The sequence below is a fragment of the Streptomyces sp. NPDC007025 genome, assembly GCF_042869455.1.
Taxonomy (GTDB): Bacteria; Actinomycetota; Actinomycetes; order Streptomycetales; family Streptomycetaceae; genus Streptomyces.
On the sequence record NZ_JBIAFT010000003.1, the window covers coordinates 318,151 to 333,834 of the forward strand.

The 15,684-nt window shown below is 73.8% G+C and carries 13 protein-coding genes; all 13 read right to left on the reverse strand.

The genetic code is table 11. The features are described 5' to 3' along the window. Window positions 1–573 precede the first annotated feature (573 nt). The 13 genes from ACFYMO_RS07810 to trpB all read right to left on the reverse strand — a co-directional run bounded on the left by ACFYMO_RS07810 (window position 574) and on the right by trpB (window position 15,678). Window positions 574–1,956, reverse strand: a complete 1,383-nt coding sequence (locus tag ACFYMO_RS07810; RefSeq protein ID WP_388544990.1) for a cytochrome P450 — start codon at window positions 1,954–1,956, stop codon at window positions 574–576. After that, a complete protein-coding gene (locus ACFYMO_RS07815; RefSeq protein ID WP_366772406.1) occupies window positions 1,956–3,155 on the reverse strand; it encodes a cytochrome P450 in 1,200 nt (399 codons plus the stop codon). Before ACFYMO_RS07815 ends, ACFYMO_RS07810 begins: the two co-directional genes overlap by 1 nt. A 366-nt stretch (window positions 3,156–3,521) precedes the next feature. Next, window positions 3,522–4,253: a VIT1/CCC1 transporter family protein gene (locus ACFYMO_RS07820; RefSeq protein ID WP_366772393.1), complete on the reverse strand. Its 732-nt coding sequence runs from the start codon at window positions 4,251–4,253 to the stop codon at window positions 3,522–3,524. 103 nt (window positions 4,254–4,356) lie between these two features. Further along, a complete protein-coding gene (gene mnhG, locus ACFYMO_RS07825; RefSeq protein WP_388544994.1) occupies window positions 4,357–4,743 on the reverse strand; it encodes a monovalent cation/H(+) antiporter subunit G in 387 nt (128 codons plus the stop codon). Window positions 4,744–4,768: 25 nt separating this feature from the next. After that, window positions 4,769–5,224 (reverse strand): monovalent cation/H+ antiporter complex subunit F, encoded by a 456-nt coding sequence (locus tag ACFYMO_RS07830; RefSeq protein WP_366772405.1) that lies wholly within the window; start codon window positions 5,222–5,224, stop codon window positions 4,769–4,771. After that, complete coding sequence (locus ACFYMO_RS07835) at window positions 5,221–5,805, reverse strand: Na+/H+ antiporter subunit E (RefSeq protein WP_366772391.1); 585 nt, start codon at window positions 5,803–5,805, stop codon at window positions 5,221–5,223. The genes ACFYMO_RS07830 and ACFYMO_RS07835 overlap by 4 nt, the downstream gene beginning before the upstream one ends. Then, window positions 5,802–7,550 (reverse strand): Na+/H+ antiporter subunit D, encoded by a 1,749-nt coding sequence (locus ACFYMO_RS07840; RefSeq protein WP_366772390.1) that lies wholly within the window; start codon window positions 7,548–7,550, stop codon window positions 5,802–5,804. The genes ACFYMO_RS07835 and ACFYMO_RS07840 overlap by 4 nt, the downstream gene beginning before the upstream one ends. Before the next feature lie 139 nt (window positions 7,551–7,689). Next, the gene (locus tag ACFYMO_RS07845; RefSeq protein WP_366772389.1) at window positions 7,690–8,325 is read right to left on the reverse strand and encodes a Na(+)/H(+) antiporter subunit C; all 636 of its coding nucleotides are present in this window, start codon (window positions 8,323–8,325) and stop codon (window positions 7,690–7,692) included. Further along, window positions 8,322–11,387, reverse strand: coding sequence for a Na+/H+ antiporter subunit A (locus ACFYMO_RS07850; RefSeq protein WP_366772388.1), 3,066 nt, complete (start codon window positions 11,385–11,387; stop codon window positions 8,322–8,324). The genes ACFYMO_RS07845 and ACFYMO_RS07850 overlap by 4 nt, the downstream gene beginning before the upstream one ends. 83 nt (window positions 11,388–11,470) lie before the next feature. Next, window positions 11,471–12,433, reverse strand: coding sequence for a prolipoprotein diacylglyceryl transferase (lgt, locus tag ACFYMO_RS07855; protein WP_366772387.1), 963 nt, complete (start codon window positions 12,431–12,433; stop codon window positions 11,471–11,473). 149 nt (window positions 12,434–12,582) lie between these two features. Beyond that, complete coding sequence (locus ACFYMO_RS07860) at window positions 12,583–13,323, reverse strand: thioredoxin domain-containing protein (protein WP_366772386.1); 741 nt, start codon at window positions 13,321–13,323, stop codon at window positions 12,583–12,585. Between the two features lie 256 nt (window positions 13,324–13,579). Beyond that, complete coding sequence (gene trpA, locus ACFYMO_RS07865; protein WP_366772385.1) at window positions 13,580–14,437, reverse strand: tryptophan synthase subunit alpha; 858 nt, start codon at window positions 14,435–14,437, stop codon at window positions 13,580–13,582. Then, the gene (trpB, locus tag ACFYMO_RS07870; RefSeq protein WP_366772384.1) at window positions 14,434–15,678 is read right to left on the reverse strand and encodes a tryptophan synthase subunit beta; all 1,245 of its coding nucleotides are present in this window, start codon (window positions 15,676–15,678) and stop codon (window positions 14,434–14,436) included. Before trpB ends, trpA begins: the two co-directional genes overlap by 4 nt. Window positions 15,679–15,684: the final 6 nt, after the last annotated feature.

Here is a 15,684-nt window from a genome sequence, read left to right on the forward strand (position 1 = left end):
GACGCATCTCACCATACGAACACCGGGCGCGACCGTGTCAGCGCGCCGACGCGGATGGCCCTTATGGGGCCGGAAAAGACCTGCACAGGGGGTTCGGGGTGGGTCACCCCGAGTGACGAGCGGCTCTCACTCGCACGCAGGCGTCATTGCCGGCGGCGTTACGGACTACTGCCCCGCCGCACGCAAGATGAAACCGCCGAGTAACACGACTCCCTTCGCGGGGGCGTATCGACGGTCCCGCCGGAGGACTCCCGACTGCGGGAGCCCTCTTGGGCTGTGACGGACGGCATCAGGACTCCTCCCGCACCCGACGGGCCGAAGAACAGGCCCGGAGCAGGGTCCGCAAGGGCTCACACCACTGCGGCTGGGGGTCCTAGGGGGCGGAGCCCCCTAGCGGGGGGCCGTCGGGTGGGGGTCCCCCCGGACGGAGTCTGGGGGAGGAGCCGCCCCGACGCCCGTCCGGCGAGGACAAGGGGGTCGGGGGCGAAGCCCCCGACAACGCCGCCGCACCAGAAAGGCAAGGGACTGGGGCACCCCCAAGGGGGAGACGGCGCCCCCGCGAAGGGGGCGCCGTCAGCGCAGCCGCACCGGAAGGCACTCCAGCTCATTCTGGGTGAGCACCGGCCGATTACCCGTCTCCGCGACAGCGCCCGCGGACAGCACGGGGAACCGCTCGAAGAGGGCGGGCAGGGCGACGGACGCCTCCAGTCGCGAGAGCCCCGCGCCGGGGCAGATGTGCGGCCCGTGCCCGAAGGCGAGGTGCCGGATGGGGGCGGGGCGCCGCACGTCGAAGCGGTCGGCGTCCTGGCCGTGCTGCGCCCGGTCGCGGCCGATGGCCCGGTAGGACATGGCGACTCCTTCACCCTCCCGGATGACGGCACCGCCGCTTGCGCCCGCCCGGCCGACGGCCCCGCCGGTGCCGACCTCGATGTCCGAGGTCGCGAACCGCAGCAGCAGATGGGTGGAGGGCGACTCCCACCGCAACGTCTCCTCGATGACGGCGTCCCATCCGACCTGGCCGTCGAGGACCAGCCGCAGCTGGTCCGGATGGGTGAGCAGGGCCCGCACCGCGCACAGGATCAGGGTCACCGTGGTCTCGTGCCCGGCGGCGACCATGGCCTCCAGGTTGCCCCGTACCTCGTCGGCGGTGAGCGGCTCGCCGCCCTCGTCGGCGAGGATGAGGGCGCTGGTGAGGTCGTCGCCGGGGGACGCGGTCTTGTGCCGGACCATGTCGTGGTAGAGCTCGTCCAGCTCACGCAGGACGGTGAGCCGCTCCTGCTGCGGGGTCAGGGTGGAGAAGAACGCTTCGTACAGGTGGTGCAGCCGCGGCTCCAGCGCGGGGTCGACGCCCATCAGCGAGCAGACCACCGACATGGGCAGCGGCTGTGCGAAGGCGGACTTCAGGTCTATCGGCTCGTCCGGGGCCTCGGCGGCGTGCGCGGCCATCGCGTCCAGCAGCCGGGCGGTGACGCCTTCGACGACGGGGCGGAGTTCCTCCAGCCGCCGCGGGGTGAGCGCCTGCGCCGTCTTGACGCGCAGCCGCCGGTGCTCGGCCCCGTCGACGGTGAACATGGAGCGGCCCGCGTCGACCATGCCGATCAGCGGCCAGTTCTCGTCGATCTCGCCGTCGCGCCACAGGTTCCAGCGGGTGATGTCCTTGACCAGCCGGGTGTCGGTGAGGAGCCGGCGGGCCTCGGCGTGGGTGGTGACCGTCCACACCTCGGCGCCCATCAGGTCGATCCGGGCGAGCGGCCCGGCGGTCCGCAGCGCTTCGGTCTCGGCGGCGAGGCTGCCGACCAGCGGGTCGATGGTGATCGGGCACCCCGGGGTGCCAGGTGTCGCGCCCTCACCCGCCTGGCGGGCGCCAGGCGCCACGTCCCCGTCCGCCGGGCGCCCCGCGGGGGCCGCACCCCCGGTCCGGGGTTCGCTCGCCGGGGACTGTGCGTCGCCGTTCATCAGCGTCCTCCGTACGGGGGTGTGGGTGCGAAGCGGACGGGCAGCACCGTCATGCCGCGCAGGAAGGGCGAGGGGCGGCGGGCGAGGGTGTGGGGCGCCACCGCCAGGTCGAGGTCGGGCAGCCGGTCGAGCAGCACCTCGATGCCGGTGCGGGCGATGATTTCGGCGATCTCCTGTGCCGGGAAGGGGCACTGGTACTCGCCGTGGCTGAAGGCGAAGTGGGCGAAGTTGCGCTCGCGCGGACGGTCCGCGCCGTGCGGCGCGTGCGCCGCCGGGTCGCGGTTGGCGCCGGCGAGTCCCAGCAGGAGCAGGTCGCCGCGGGCGATGGCGCGGCCCGCCAGCCGGGTGTCGCGCGCGGCCCAGCGGCCGGCCAGGATCTGGGTGGGGGTGTCCTCCCAGAGCACTTCGTTCATGGCCTCTGGGACGGTGTGGCGCCCTCCGGAGAGCGAGGCGGCGAAGCGGTCGTCGGTGAACATGAGGCGTACCGAGTTGCCGATCCAGTCGGCGGTCGGCAGGAATCCGGCGGAGGTGACGGCCATGAGGTTGAGGACGTACGCCTCGTCGGGGAATTCCGCGGGGTGGGCCAGCATGGCGGAGAGTACGTCGGCTCCGGGCGCCGCGTGCCTGCGGGCGACGAGGCGCCGCATGAGGGAGAGCGCGTGCTCGAACCCGGCGAGCGCGTCGGGGCCGCCGTCGGCCATGTCGGTGAGGGAGCGGATCAGTTCCGGGCCGTCGGAGTCGGGGAAGCCCAGGATGCGGGCCAGGGTGAGGAGGGGCAGCGGTTTGGCGTAGGCGGAGACGATCTCGGACTCGCCGGCGCCGCAGAAGCTGTCGACGAGCCGGTCGGCGATCTCCTCGGTGATGCGGCGGAGTTCGACCTGGTTCACGCCTTCCAGCGCGTGCTGGACCATGGCCAGGTGGCGGCGGTGCTCCTCGCCGACGGTGAAGTAGACCGAGGGCTGCGGGGTGCCGATCATCGGGCGCAGCGGCCAGTCCTCGGGGAGGTTCTTCCACTGGTTCCACAGGCCCTGGTCCCGGGGGAAGAGCGCCGGGTCGCCGGTGACGTGGTGGAGTTCGCGGTAGCCGATGACGAGCCAGGCGGGTACGTCGCCGGGGAGGGTGACGGGGACGACGGGCCCGTGGTCGCGGCGCATGTCCCGGTAGACGGCTTCCAGGTCGGTGTGGAAGCGGGGGCCCACGAGCGGTACGGCGCCGGGTGCGGTCCGGCCGCCCGCCGCGGCGGGGCAGCTGCGGGGCTCCGCGGGAGGGGCGCCGGAGGCCGGTGGGCCGTGCGCGGGGTCGTAGTACTGGGGCTGACTGGTCAAGGTCGTAACTCCCCTGCGGGCGGTGGCACTTGGTGGTCTCAGGTGTCACTTCGTGCACAGCCTAGGCAGTTTCCCGATCAGCGGGGACCGTTCTCGACGATCGGTGACCGTTCGACGCCCTGATGCATTCCGACATGGGTACGCCCCGGCGCAGGTTGCGCCGGGGCGGCGGGAGACGACGCGCGGTGCGCCGGGGAAGCGCCGGGCTCGGGCCTCGCCCGCCCGCCGCGCCCCGCGGGGTCAGCCGACCGCCACTCCGAACAGGGCGCCCAGGCCGTAGGTGACGGCCGCCGCGGCGGCGCCGAGGGTGAGCTGGCGCAGGCCGCTGAACCACCAGCTCCGGGCGGTGACCCGGGAGACGACCGCACCGCAGACGAACAGCCCCAGCAGGGCGCACAGCACCGCCGGCCACAGCATGGTGATCCCGAAGAGGTAGGGCAGCACCGGAAGCACGGCGCCCACCGCGAAGGAGAAGAAGGAGGAGACGGCGGCGACGGTCGGAGAGGGCAGGTCGCCGGGGTCGACGCCCAGCTCCTCCCGGGCGTGGATCTCCAGGGCCTGCTCCGGGTCGCGGTGCAGTTGCTCGGCGACCTTCCCGGCCAGCTCGGGGTCGACTCCGCGGGACTCGTACAGCGCGGCCAGTTCCTTGATCTCCGCGCGCGGGCTGCGCCGCAGCTCGCGGCGCTCGATCTCCAGTTCGGCCTGGACGAGTTCGCGCTGTGAGGCGACGGAGGTGTATTCGCCGGCGGCCATGGAGAAGGCACCGGCCGCCAGTCCGGCGAGGCCCGCGATGACGATGGTCTGGGAGGAGGCGGCGCTGCCCGCGACGCCGGTCATCAGACCGAGGTTGGAGACCAGCCCGTCCATCGCTCCGAACACGGCGGGCCGCAGCCAGCCGCCGTTGACATCGCGGTGGGTGTGGTTGTCGCGGTGCGCGACGTGGGTCGGGTCGGTGACTCCGGCGAGGGACATGGCCGGTATGGCTCCTTCACTTCGAACAGCGGGCGCACGGCGCGTCCTCCTGTTCGAAGCGTAGACACGAAACGCCGTCCGCTGCCAGCAAGGAAGGCCGTACTTACCCCGTTGACCTGGGGTTTTCCTCCGGACCCTGATCGGCTGCCGCGCGCAGCGCCTCCGCCAGCTCGTCGCGGACCAGGTCCTCGCGATCCAGCCGCCCGGTCCGGTAGGCGGCCCGGCCCACCATGTGCGCGGCCACCGGGGAGGTCAGCAGTTGGAAGAGGCCGACGAGCAGCAGGGTGCACAGGTCGATGAGGCTGCGCAGCCACAGTCCGGCACCGAGCAGGACCAGCAGCAGGCCGAAGGACTGCGGCTTGGTCGCGGCGTGCATCCGGGCCAGCACGTCCGGCAGCCGCACCATGCCGATCCCGGCCAGCAGGCACAGCAGCCCGCCCGCCAGCATGCACACGGCGCCCACCACGTCCGCCACGGCCGTCCAGCTCATCGGCGCTCCTTCGGGATCCGGTCCCTCACGGTGTCCCCCGGTGCGGGCCGGGCTCCTCGGGGCCGCTGCCGGGCGTGGGGGCCGAGGGCCCGGCCGAGGGTTCACCGGTGCCCTCGCTCTCGTCCACGTCCTCGGTTCCGGCCTCGTCCCGCAGCGCCATGAAGCGTGCGACCCCGACCGAGCCGGTGAAGCCGAGGAAGGAGAGAACCAGCAGGACGGGCAGGTAGAAGGCGTTCCCGCGGATCGCCGACTGCAGGCCGATCCCGGCCATCACGACGGCCACCAGCACATCGAGCGCGACGGCGCGGTCCAGCGTCGAGGGCCCCCGCACCAGCCGCAGGGTGACCAGCAGCCCGGCGGCCAGCAGCAGCCCGGCGATCACCGAGGCGGTGATCTCGAAGACCGGGGCGTCGTGCACGGCGGCGGTCAGCCCCCGGGCCGGTTCCTGCGGGAGCGCCGCGCACATCCGCCGCACCGTCATCGCCACCGGCCGAACACCTCCTCGGCGGCTTCGGAGGCACGGATCGCGGCGACGTCGGCGTGGGTGCCGAACGCCTCCACGACCCGGGTCTCCAGGCGGAGCGCGTCCCGCCGGGCCCGCGTCTGCTCCTCCTCGCTCTCGCCGCCGAGCACGTGCAGGTAGAGGGTTCCCGAGCGGCGGTCGACCTCCAGGACGGTGCTGCCGGGTACGGCCGTGACCGCGACGGCCGTGACGGTCAGCATCAGGTCGCCGGGGCAGCGCATCCTCACCGCCAGCACGGCGCAGCGCGGACGGCCGAACGCGAGCATGTAGCGGTTGATCCGCCAGCTGGAGACGACCATGTCCAGCCCGAACCGGACGGCGAAGCGCAGGATGCCGAGCGGGTGGGCCCGGGCCTGCTTCTCCACGGGGGGAAGCGGGAAGACGAGCACCACCAGGAGCGCGACGAGCACTCCGGTCACGATGTTGGCCGGGGTGGGGGTGCCCCACAGCAGCAGCCACAGCAGAGTGAGGCCGCACACCATGGGCCACTGGGTGGCGCGCATCCGGCTGGCTTCGGGCAGCCGCTGAGGGGCCGTCATTCCCGCATCACCGCCTCGACGTAGGGGCTGCGGGCGAGCATTTCGTCCGCCGCGCGGCCGGTGAGTCCGAACAGGGGGCCCGCGAGCACGGTGAAGGCGAGCCCGAACAGGACGAGGGCCGCGGTGGCTCCGGCCATGCTGGCGGGGAGCGAGCTGGTGGTGGTGATCTCCTGGCCGCCGAAGGTGGTGGTCACCCGGCGCCGCATCAGCACCGAGAGGCCGCCGGGCGGCCACCCTCCGGCAGCACCGTGCTGCCGCCGCGGTGGTCCGGCGCCGGGGCCCGCGCCGCCGGTGGGCACACCGGAGCCGGCGGCGTCCCCGGTGCTCGCTCCGGGGGCGTCCTCCTCCCGGGACTCCAGCACGGTGCCGGCCGCGCACATCTCCGGTGTCGCGGCGCGCCAGAAGGCCACGTTCCACGCCTTGGTCAGCGCGTACAGCGTGAGGAGGCTGGTGACCGTTCCGCCCGCCACCAGCAGGTAGGCGAGCGCCCCGCCGTCGTCCACCCCGGCCCGCAGCAGGCCGAGCTTGCCGAGGAACCCGGAGAGCGGCGGGATCCCGGCGAGGTTCAGCGCGGGGACGAAGAACAGCACGGCCAGCAGCGGGGAGAGGCGGGCGAGACCGCCGAGGCTCTGCAGGTCGGTGGTGCCGGTGCGGCGCTCGATCAGTCCGGCGACGAGGAAGAGGGTGGTCTGGACGGTGATGTGGTGGGCGACGTAGAACACCGCGCCGGAGATCCCGGCGGGGCTGCCCAGCCCGATCCCGAAGACCATGTATCCCATGTGGCTGACCAGGGTGAAGGAGAGCAGCCGTTTGAGGTCGGTCTGCGCGACCGCGCCCAGGATGCCGACGAGCAGCGAGAGCAGCGCCAGGACCATCAGGACGTCGCCGATGCCGTCGCCGGGAAAGAGCAGCGTCTGGGTGCGCAGTATGGCGTAGATGCCGACCTTGGTGAGCAGTCCCGCGAACACGGCCGTGACCGGCGCCGGGGCGGTGGGGTAGGAGTCGGGCAGCCAGGCGGCCAGCGGGAAGACGGCCGCCTTGATGGCGAACACGCCCAGCAGCGCGATCTGCAGGATCATGGCCACGCTGTCGGGCAGGGCGTCCAGCCGGGAGGGCAGTTGGGCCATGGTGACGGTGCCCGCCGCCGCGTACACCATGGCGACGGCGGCCAGGAACAGCATGGAGGACAGCAGCGAGACGATCGCGTAGGTGGCGCCGGCGCGGATGCGCGCCAGGGTGCCGCCGATCGTCATCAGCACATAGCTGGCCGTCAGCATCAGCTCGAAGCCGACGTAGAGGTTGAACAGGTCCCCGGCCAGGAAGGTGTCCGAGACCCCGGCCACCAGCACCAGGTAGGAGGGGTGGAAGACGGACAGCGGGGTGGCCTCGTCGTTGTCGGCCAGGCCCTGGCCCACGGAGTAGACCAGGACGGCCAGCGTCACCGACGAGGAGATCACCAGCATCAGCGCCGCGAGCCGGTCGGCGACCAGCACGATCCCGACCGGCGGCGCCCAGCCGCCCGCGAACATCACCTGCGGCCCGTGCCGGTCGGCGGCCACCAGCAGCAGCAGTGCGACGACGAGGACGGCGAGCAGCACGGCGGCGCTGATGAACCGCTGCACCCGCTCCAGCCGGGCCCCGATGGCCAGCTTCAGTCCGGCCGCGCACAGCGGCAGAATGACCGGCAGCGGCACCAGGAGTCCCGCGGCGGCCGCCCCGCCGACCGGTCCGGCTCCCCCGCTCACCGTGCGCCCCCGCTCCCGGTGCGGCCCCTGCCGGATGCGGGGCGCGGGTCGGATGCGGGCCCCGGACCGGCTGCGCGGCAGGCCGCGGGGGCGGGCCCCGGGCCAGGAGCGGGGCGCCGCCCCGCCGGGTGCGGGCCGGTCACCGGTCGGCTCCCAGAATGGTCTGCCACGGGTCGTCCTCCCCTACGATCTCGTCCGCCGTCTCCTCCGCGCGGGCCTGCCGGACGCGGAAGGCGCGCGCGTCGGCGCGGGCGCGCCTGCGCAGTTGCCGGTAACGGTCGCGGGCGGTGCCCAGCCGCTCGTAGGCGCTGTGCTCCCGCGCCTCGCGCTCCTCCTCGCTGCGGGCCAGCGCCCGGTACTCCAGGCGCCGCTTGTGGTAGGCGGCGCGCAGCCGTTCACGTTCCTCCGCGTAGGTGGCGCGGCGCACGATGCGGATGTCCTCGGTGTCGTCGGGGACGTCGTCGTTGCCGGAGTGCTGCCAGGCGCGGTAGGCCATCGTCGCCAGGAACGCGGTCAGCGCGAGGGTGATGACGATGGCGGTCAGGATGAACGCCTGGGGCAGCGGGTCGGACATGGTCCGCGGCGAGGTGCCCGGGTAGAGCAGCGCGGCGTCGCCGTCCGGTCCGGAGGTGGCCAGCACCAGCAGGTTGATGCCGTTGCCGATGAGGACCGCGCCCAGCACGATGCGGGTCAGCGGCCGGGCCAGCAGCAGCGCCGTACCGCAGGCGAACAGCACGCCGCCGCAGCCCACCAGGGCGAGGGAACCGGTCGTCATGGGCGGCCCTCTCCGCCACCGGCCGGGCCGGTCCCCCGCTCGCGCTCCAGGCGGCGGTCGATCTCCGAGCCCAGGCTGCGCAGCACGTCCAGGACGACGCCGAGGACCAGCACGTAGACCCCGGTGTCGAAGAGCACCGGGCTTGCCGCGTGGAAGGGGCCGACCAGCCAGAAGTCGCCGGTCACCTTGCCGGAGGCCAGCACGCTGCCGCCCAGCCACAGTCCCGCCAGGCCGGTGCCGGTGATGATCAGCAGTCCGAGGCCGAGCAGGAAGCCCGCGTCCACGGGGGCGGCGGCGGCCAGCTCCAGGCGGCCCCCGGCCAGGTAGCGCACGGCCAGCGCGAGCCCGGCCACCAGTCCCGCGGTGAAGCCGCCGCCGGGCTGGTTCTCGGCGGAGAAGAGCAGGTAGAGGGAGAGCACCACGATGGGGTGGAAGACCAGCCGGGCCATCACCTCGAACATCACCGAGCGGCCCTCGGGCGCGAGCGTGGAGCTGGCCGCCAGCCAGGTGCGGCGGGGCGCGACCGGCGAGCCGCGGTGCGGCCGGGCACCGGGGCGGCCGGGCAGCTTCCAGGCGTCCCGGCGCCCGGCGCGCGCTCCGGTGTCCCCGCCGGTGCCGGGCGCCTCCGCCGAGCGGTCCAGGGCGATGCTCGCGGAGCCGGGGACGGCCCCGGTGGGCGCTCCGGGTCCGGCGACGGGCGCGGTCGGCGGCGGGCCCCCGGTCTCCTCGGTGCCCGGTACGGGCTGGGCGACGGGCACCCGGACGCGGCGGCGCAGATAGACGAGGCTGGTCACGCCGACGGCGGCGGCGGCCAGCACGGCCGACTCGCCCATGGTGTCCCAGGCGCGCAGGTCCACCAGGGTGGTGGCCACCACGTTGCGGACGCCTTCGTGCGCCGTCGCCGAGAACAGTCCGGGGCCGGAGGGCAGGCCGGTGCGCGCCGCGAGGCAGAGGTGCAGCAGTGCGGCGAGGAGTCCCCCGGTGGCGACGGAGAGGACGAGTTGCACGCCCCGGCGGGTGCGCCATCTGCGGCTGCCGTCGGGGAAGCGGGCGGGCAGCCTGCGCAGGACGAGGACGAAGACGGTCAGCGAGACCGTCTCGACGGCGAACTGGGTCAGCGCCAGGTCGGGCGCGCCGTGCAGCACGTAGAGGAGTCCGGCGCCGTATCCGGTGATCCCGGCCAGGACGGCCGCCTTCATCCGCTGCCGCGCCAGGACGCAGAGCACCGCGACCCCGGCGACGCCGATCGCGACGACGAGTTGTGGGACCGAGTCGTACCAGCGCAGCGTGTCCGCGTCGGGCCAGGGGGCGCCCGCCACCAGCCGGGCGGTCTGGAAGCCGAACAGGACGACCAGGGCGGTGCCGAGGTAGACGGGCAGCGAGCCGCGCTGCACGACTCCGGTGACCTGGAGCGAGAGCCGCTCCAGAGCCCACAGGGAACGGGCGAACACCTGGTCGCCGTCGACCTGCGAGAGCCATCCGCCGAGCGCGGCCAGCGGCCGGCCGGCCAGGAAGAGCGCCGCACCCAGCACCCAGGAGACCGCCGAGAGGCCCAGCGCGGGGCCCCAGCCGTGCCAGAGGGCGAGGTGGTAGGGGGCGGCGCCGCTGGGGAAGGAGTCGGCGTACCGGGCCAGCAGTGGGTCGAGCCACTGGGAGCCGGGGCCGAGCAGGAGCCCGGCCAGCGCGCACAGCAGGGGCGGGCCCAGCAGCAGCGGCGCCACGCGGGTGCCGGGGGGCACGGTGACCGGTGCCAGCGGCGGGGCACCGCTCTTGCGCGCGAAGGCTCCCCACAGGAAGCGGAGCGTGTAGGCGGTGGTGAGCGCGGAGCCCACGACGACGGCGGCCAGGGCCCATGCCTCGCCGGGTCCGGCCGCCAGCAGTGCCGAGACGGCCGCTTCCTTGCCGACGAACCCGAGCAGCGGCGGCAGCCCCGCCATCGAGAGCCCGGCGAGCACAGCGACGGCGGCCAGTGCGGGCAGCGAGCGGCCGAGTCCGGAGAGCCTGGTGAGGTCGCGGGTGCCGGTGAGGTGGTCGATGGCGCCGACAGTGAGGAAGAGCGGTGCCTTGAACAGGGCGTGTGCCAGGATCACATCGGCGCCCGCCAGCGCGGCATCCCGGGTGCCGTCGCCGACCAGCACGGTGAGGAAGCCGAGCTGGCTGACAGTGCCGAAGGCCAGCAGCAGCTTCAGGTCCGTCTCCCGCAGCGCCCGCCAGCCGCCGAGCAGCATGGTCGCGCTGCCGAGCACGAGCACCATGGGCCGCCAGGGCGGCACGTCGGCGAAGCCGGGGGCGAGCCGCGCGATCAGATAGACACCGGCCTTGACCATGGCGGCGGCGTGCAGATACGCGGAGACAGGGGTGGCCGCGGCCATCGCTCCGGGCAGCCAGAAGCTGAACGGCCAGACGGCGGACTTGGACAGCGCCCCCACCAGTACCAGCACCAGGCCGCCCGCGACCAGGGCTCCCCCCGCGGGCGGGTCGGCGAGCATGCGGGAGATCCGGTAGGTGTGCGCGGCGTGCCCCAGCATCAGGAAGCCGACCAGCATCACCAGCCCGCCCAGTGTGGTGACCAGCAGTGCCTGGAGGGCGGCGCGCCGGTTGGTGCGGTACTGGGAGCTGTGCCCGATGAGCAGGAAGGAAAAGACCGTGGTGAGTTCCCACAGCACGTACAGCACGATCAGGTCGTCGGCCAGCACCAGGCCGAGCATGGCCCCCGCGAAGGCGGTGAGTGCTCCGGCGAAGGAGCCCAGCTGCGGTGTGCCGGGCGCGAAGTAGGCCGCGCAGTACAGCATCACCAGGGCGCCGATGCCCCCGGCGATCAGGACCATCACCAGGGCGAGCGCGTCACACCGCAGTGCGAGGTCGACCCCGAGCGCCGGGATCCACGGGGTGTGCTCGCTGAGCGCGCCGCCGTCCGCCACCTGGTCCCAGTGCGCCGCCGCCCACCCGGCCGCGGCGGCGGGTGCCGCCGCGAGCAGCAGGAACGCGCGCGGGCCGAGCCGCCGCACCAGCGGCGCGGCACAGCACGCGGCCACGACGTGGACGACGATCAACCACAGCACTCACCGAGAATTGCATACATAGTCGCCCAATTCGGACAGGCGGCTCGCCCCCTGCCTCACCAGGGGCCCGGCGGTCCGGTGTGTCAGGAAGCCGGTCCGCCGGCCGTCTTCCGGGACGACCGCGGCTTCTCCGTCGCTGACCGCGCCTCCCCGGCCCCCTTCTCGGACTCCGAGGACTCCTCGTCCGGGGCCGGGTCCGCGCCCCCGTCCGGCGCGTCCGGCTCCGGCTCGACGACCTCCTCGCGGCCGGGCCGCTTCTTCCCGGAGACGACGATGTAGAGGACGGCCAGCAGGAAGACGACGATCGCCGTCCAGTTGTTCAGCCGCATCCCGAACACGTGGTGCGCGTCGTCCACCCGCATGTACTCGATCCAGAACCGCCCCACCGTGTAGGCGGCGACGTACAGCGCGAACGCCCGGCCGTGCCCCAGCTTGAAGCGGCGGTCCGCCCAGATCACCAGCAGGGCGACCCCGACGCACCACAGCGACTCGTACAGGAAGGTGGGGTGATAGGTCGCCAGATCGGGCGTGTCGACCGGCCGGTGCGCCGGGTCGATCTCCAGGGCCCACGGCAGATCGGTCGGCCGCCCGTACAGCTCCTGGTTGAACCAGTTGCCCCAGCGGCCCAGCGCCTGCGCCAGCACGATCCCCGGCGCCACGGCGTCCGCGTACGCCGGCAGCGGGATGCCGCGGCGGCGGCAGCCGATCCAGGCGCCGAGCGCGCCCAGCGCGATGGCGCCCCAGATGCCCAGCCCGCCGTCCCAGATGCGGAAGGCGTCGACGGGGTTGCGGCCCTCGCCGAAGTAGAGCTGGTAGTCGGTGATGACGTGGTACAGCCGGCCGCCGAGGAGGCCGAACGGAACGGCCCAGACGGCGATGTCGGCGACCGTGCCCGGCTGTCCGCCCCGAGCGGCCCACCGGCGCCCGCCTAGCCAGACCGCGGCGAAGACGCCGAGGATGATGCAGAGCGCGTAGCCGCGCAGCGGGAGCGGCCCGAGGTGAATCTCACCGGCCGACGGACTGGGGATAAAGGCAAGGGTCTCCATGGCGCCCCTGACGGTACCGTGCCCGGCCGCACGCCGGACAATCAGCCCGCGCAACGGCTGGATAACACCGCGGGGCGCCCGCCGGGCACGGCGGGCACGGCGAGGGCCGCGCCCGCGGCCGCCACCGGGGGGGCGGAGGGCGGGGGGCGCTAGCTCTTCCGCTCCACCAGTTTCCGCAGCCCGTCCGGGGTCAGCGGGTCGGACTGGTCGCTGAAGACGTCCTTGCCGTTCAGCAGGACGGTGGGGGTGCCCTGGTGACCGGACTCGCGGAAGTCCTCGTCGGAGCGCTTCACCCAGGCGTCGTGCCGGCCGCCGGTCACACACGAGCGGAACTCGGGGTCGACCAGCCCCTCCACCTTGCCGGCCAGCCGGATCAGCCGGTCGGTGCTGGCGAAGGCGTCCTCCTGCTCGCGGGGCTGGTTGCGGTAGAGCACGTCGTGGTACGGGCCGAACTTCCCCTTGTCCCGGGCGCAGGCCACCGCGTTGGCCGCCTCGTGCGAGCCCCGGCCGCCCATGTTGCCGTCGATGAGCGTCACCAGGTGGTACTCGGTCCTGAGCTTGCCCGCCCGCTCCAGGCTCTTGATCGTGTCCCGGAAGGAGTTCTCGAACTGGGCGCACGCCGGACAACGGAAGTCCTCGTAGACCGTGAGCCGGGCCGGTGCGCTGCGCTGCCCCACGGTGACGGGCTTCGCCGACTGCGAGCCCTGGTCGTCGCCGCCCCGGGCCGCGACGGTGATCCCGACCCCGGCGGCGACGGCCAGCACCCCGGCGACCACCGCGCCCACCTTGAGCGAGCGCCACCGGCGCTCGGCTGCCCTGTCCCGCTCCCGCTCGGCCCGCAGACGTTCGCGGGCCGAGCGCTTGCCGCCGTCATTGCTGTTCTGGCTCATCACGCCCGACCCAACGAGAGGGGCGGGTCACCGACGAACGCGCTGCGCCCATTTTCACCCGAAAGAGCCGTTCAGCGGCGCGGGGACAGGATGCCCTCGGCGGTCCTCCGGCTCCTCCCGCCTCCGGGAGGCGGGAGGAGCGCCGGGGAGGGACCGAGGCCGGTGACCGGGGGCCTGCCGAGAGCCGCCTCCCGGGGCCGGAAGCCCCGGGAGGCGTGGCCTCCGGCACCGCGGCGGCCCGCGCCTCGGCCGCGCCTCAGCGCCGGACGCCCTCCGCGAGGGCCGCGGCGAGCTGCCGCACCTCGTCCAGCCCGGCTGCCCGGGTGTCGGCCTCCAGCAGCCGCTTGACGAACGCCGAGCCCACGATGACCCCGTCGGCGAACGCGGCGACCTCGGCCGCCTGCGCGGGGTTGGACACCCCCAGGCCGACACAGACGGGCAGGTCGGTGGTGGAGCGGACCCGCTCGACCAGTTCGCGGGCCTCCTCGCCCACCGATTCCCGCGTCCCGGTGACTCCCATCAGCGAGGCGGCGTAGACGAAGCCGCTGCCCGCCGCGGTGATCCGGGCCAGGCGCGCGTCCTGGCTGCTGGGCGCGACGACGAAGACCGTGCCGAGCCCGGCGTGCTCGGCCGCCTTCCGCCAGCCCTCGGACTCCTCGACCGGCAGGTCGGGCAGGATGCAGCCGGCCCCGCCCGCCGCCGCCAGCTCCTCGGCGAAGCGCTCGGCACCGTACCGGTCGACGGGGTTCCAGTACGTCATGACCAGCACCGGCTTCCCGGTCGCCGCGTGCGCCTCGCGGACCGTGCGCAGCACGTCCGCGATCCGCACCCCGCCCTCCAGGGCGATGGTGTCCGCGGTCTGGATGACGGGCCCGTCCATCACCGGGTCGCTGTGCGGCAACCCCACCTCGACCACGTCGCAGCCGCTCTCCAGCAGCGCCGTGCAGGCGGCGATGCCGCCGTCGACGGTGGGGAAGCCGGCCGGGAGGTAGCCGACGAGCGCGGCCCGGTTCTCGGCCCTGGCCCGCGCGAGCGTCTCGTCCAGCAGCCGGACGTTGCCGCCCGCGGCGCGGGAGTTCCCGGTGGTTCCCGTCTCCTCGGTGTGCCCGCTCATGCCCGCTCCCCTTCCGCGCCGTCCAGCAGGCCGAAGTACCGCGCGGCCGTGTCCATGTCCTTGTCGCCGCGGCCCGAGAGGTTCACCAGGACGATCCCCTCGGGGCCCAGCTCCCTGCCCAGGTCCAGGGCGCCCGCCAGCGCGTGCGCGCTCTCGATGGCCGGGATGATGCCCTCGGTCTCGGAGAGCAGCCGCAGCGCCCGCATCGCCTGGTCGTCGGTGACCGGCCGGTACTCGCCCCGGCCGCTGTCCTTGAGGTGGGCGTGCTCGGGGCCGATGCCCGGGTAGTCGAGCCCGGCCGAGATCGAGTAGGGCTCGGTGATCTGCCCCTCGTCGTCCTGCAGGACGTAGGAGCGCGAGCCGTGCAGGATGCCGGGCTCGCCCGCGGTCAGCGTGGCCGCGTGCTCGCCGGACTCGACACCGTGCCCGGCCGCCTCGAAGCCGACCAGCCGCACACCGGTGTCCGGCAGGAAGGCGTGGAAGAGCCCGATCGCGTTGGAGCCGCCGCCCACGCAGGCGGCGACGGCGTCCGGCAGCCGTCCGGTGCGCTCCAGCACCTGCCGCCGCGCCTCGACGCCGATCACGCGGTGGAAGTCGCGCACGATCTGCGGGAAGGGGTGCGGTCCGGCGACCGTGCCGAAGAGGTAGTGGGTCCTCTCGACGTTGGCGACCCAGTCGCGGAACGCCTCGTTGATGGCGTCCTTGAGGGTGCGACTGCCGGAGGTGACGGGGACGACCTCGGCCCCGAGCATCCGCATCCGGGCGACGTTGAGGGCCTGCCGCTCGGTGTCGATCTCGCCCATGTAGATGGTGCATTCGAGCCCGAAGAGGGCGCATGCGGTGGCCGTGGCCACGCCGTGCTGGCCCGCGCCGGTCTCGGCGATGACCCGGGGCTTGCCCATCCGCTTGGTGAGCAGGGCCTGCCCCAGCACGTTGTTGATCTTGTGCGAGCCGGTGTGGTTGAGGTCCTCGCGCTTGAGGAGGACCCGGGCACCGCCCGCGTGCTCGGCGAACCGCTTGACCTCGGTCAGCGCGCTGGGCCGGCCGGTGTAGTCGACCAGCAGGTCGTCGAGCTCGGCGGCGAAGGCGGGATCCGCCTTCGCCTTCTCGTACTCCGCGGCCACCTCGTCGACGGCGGCGACCAGGGCCTCGGGGATGAACTTGCCGCCGAACGCGCCGAAGTAACCGGCGACGCTGGGGCTGTGACCCTCGGGATCGGGAATGAAGTAGTCGGACGGCATACCGAA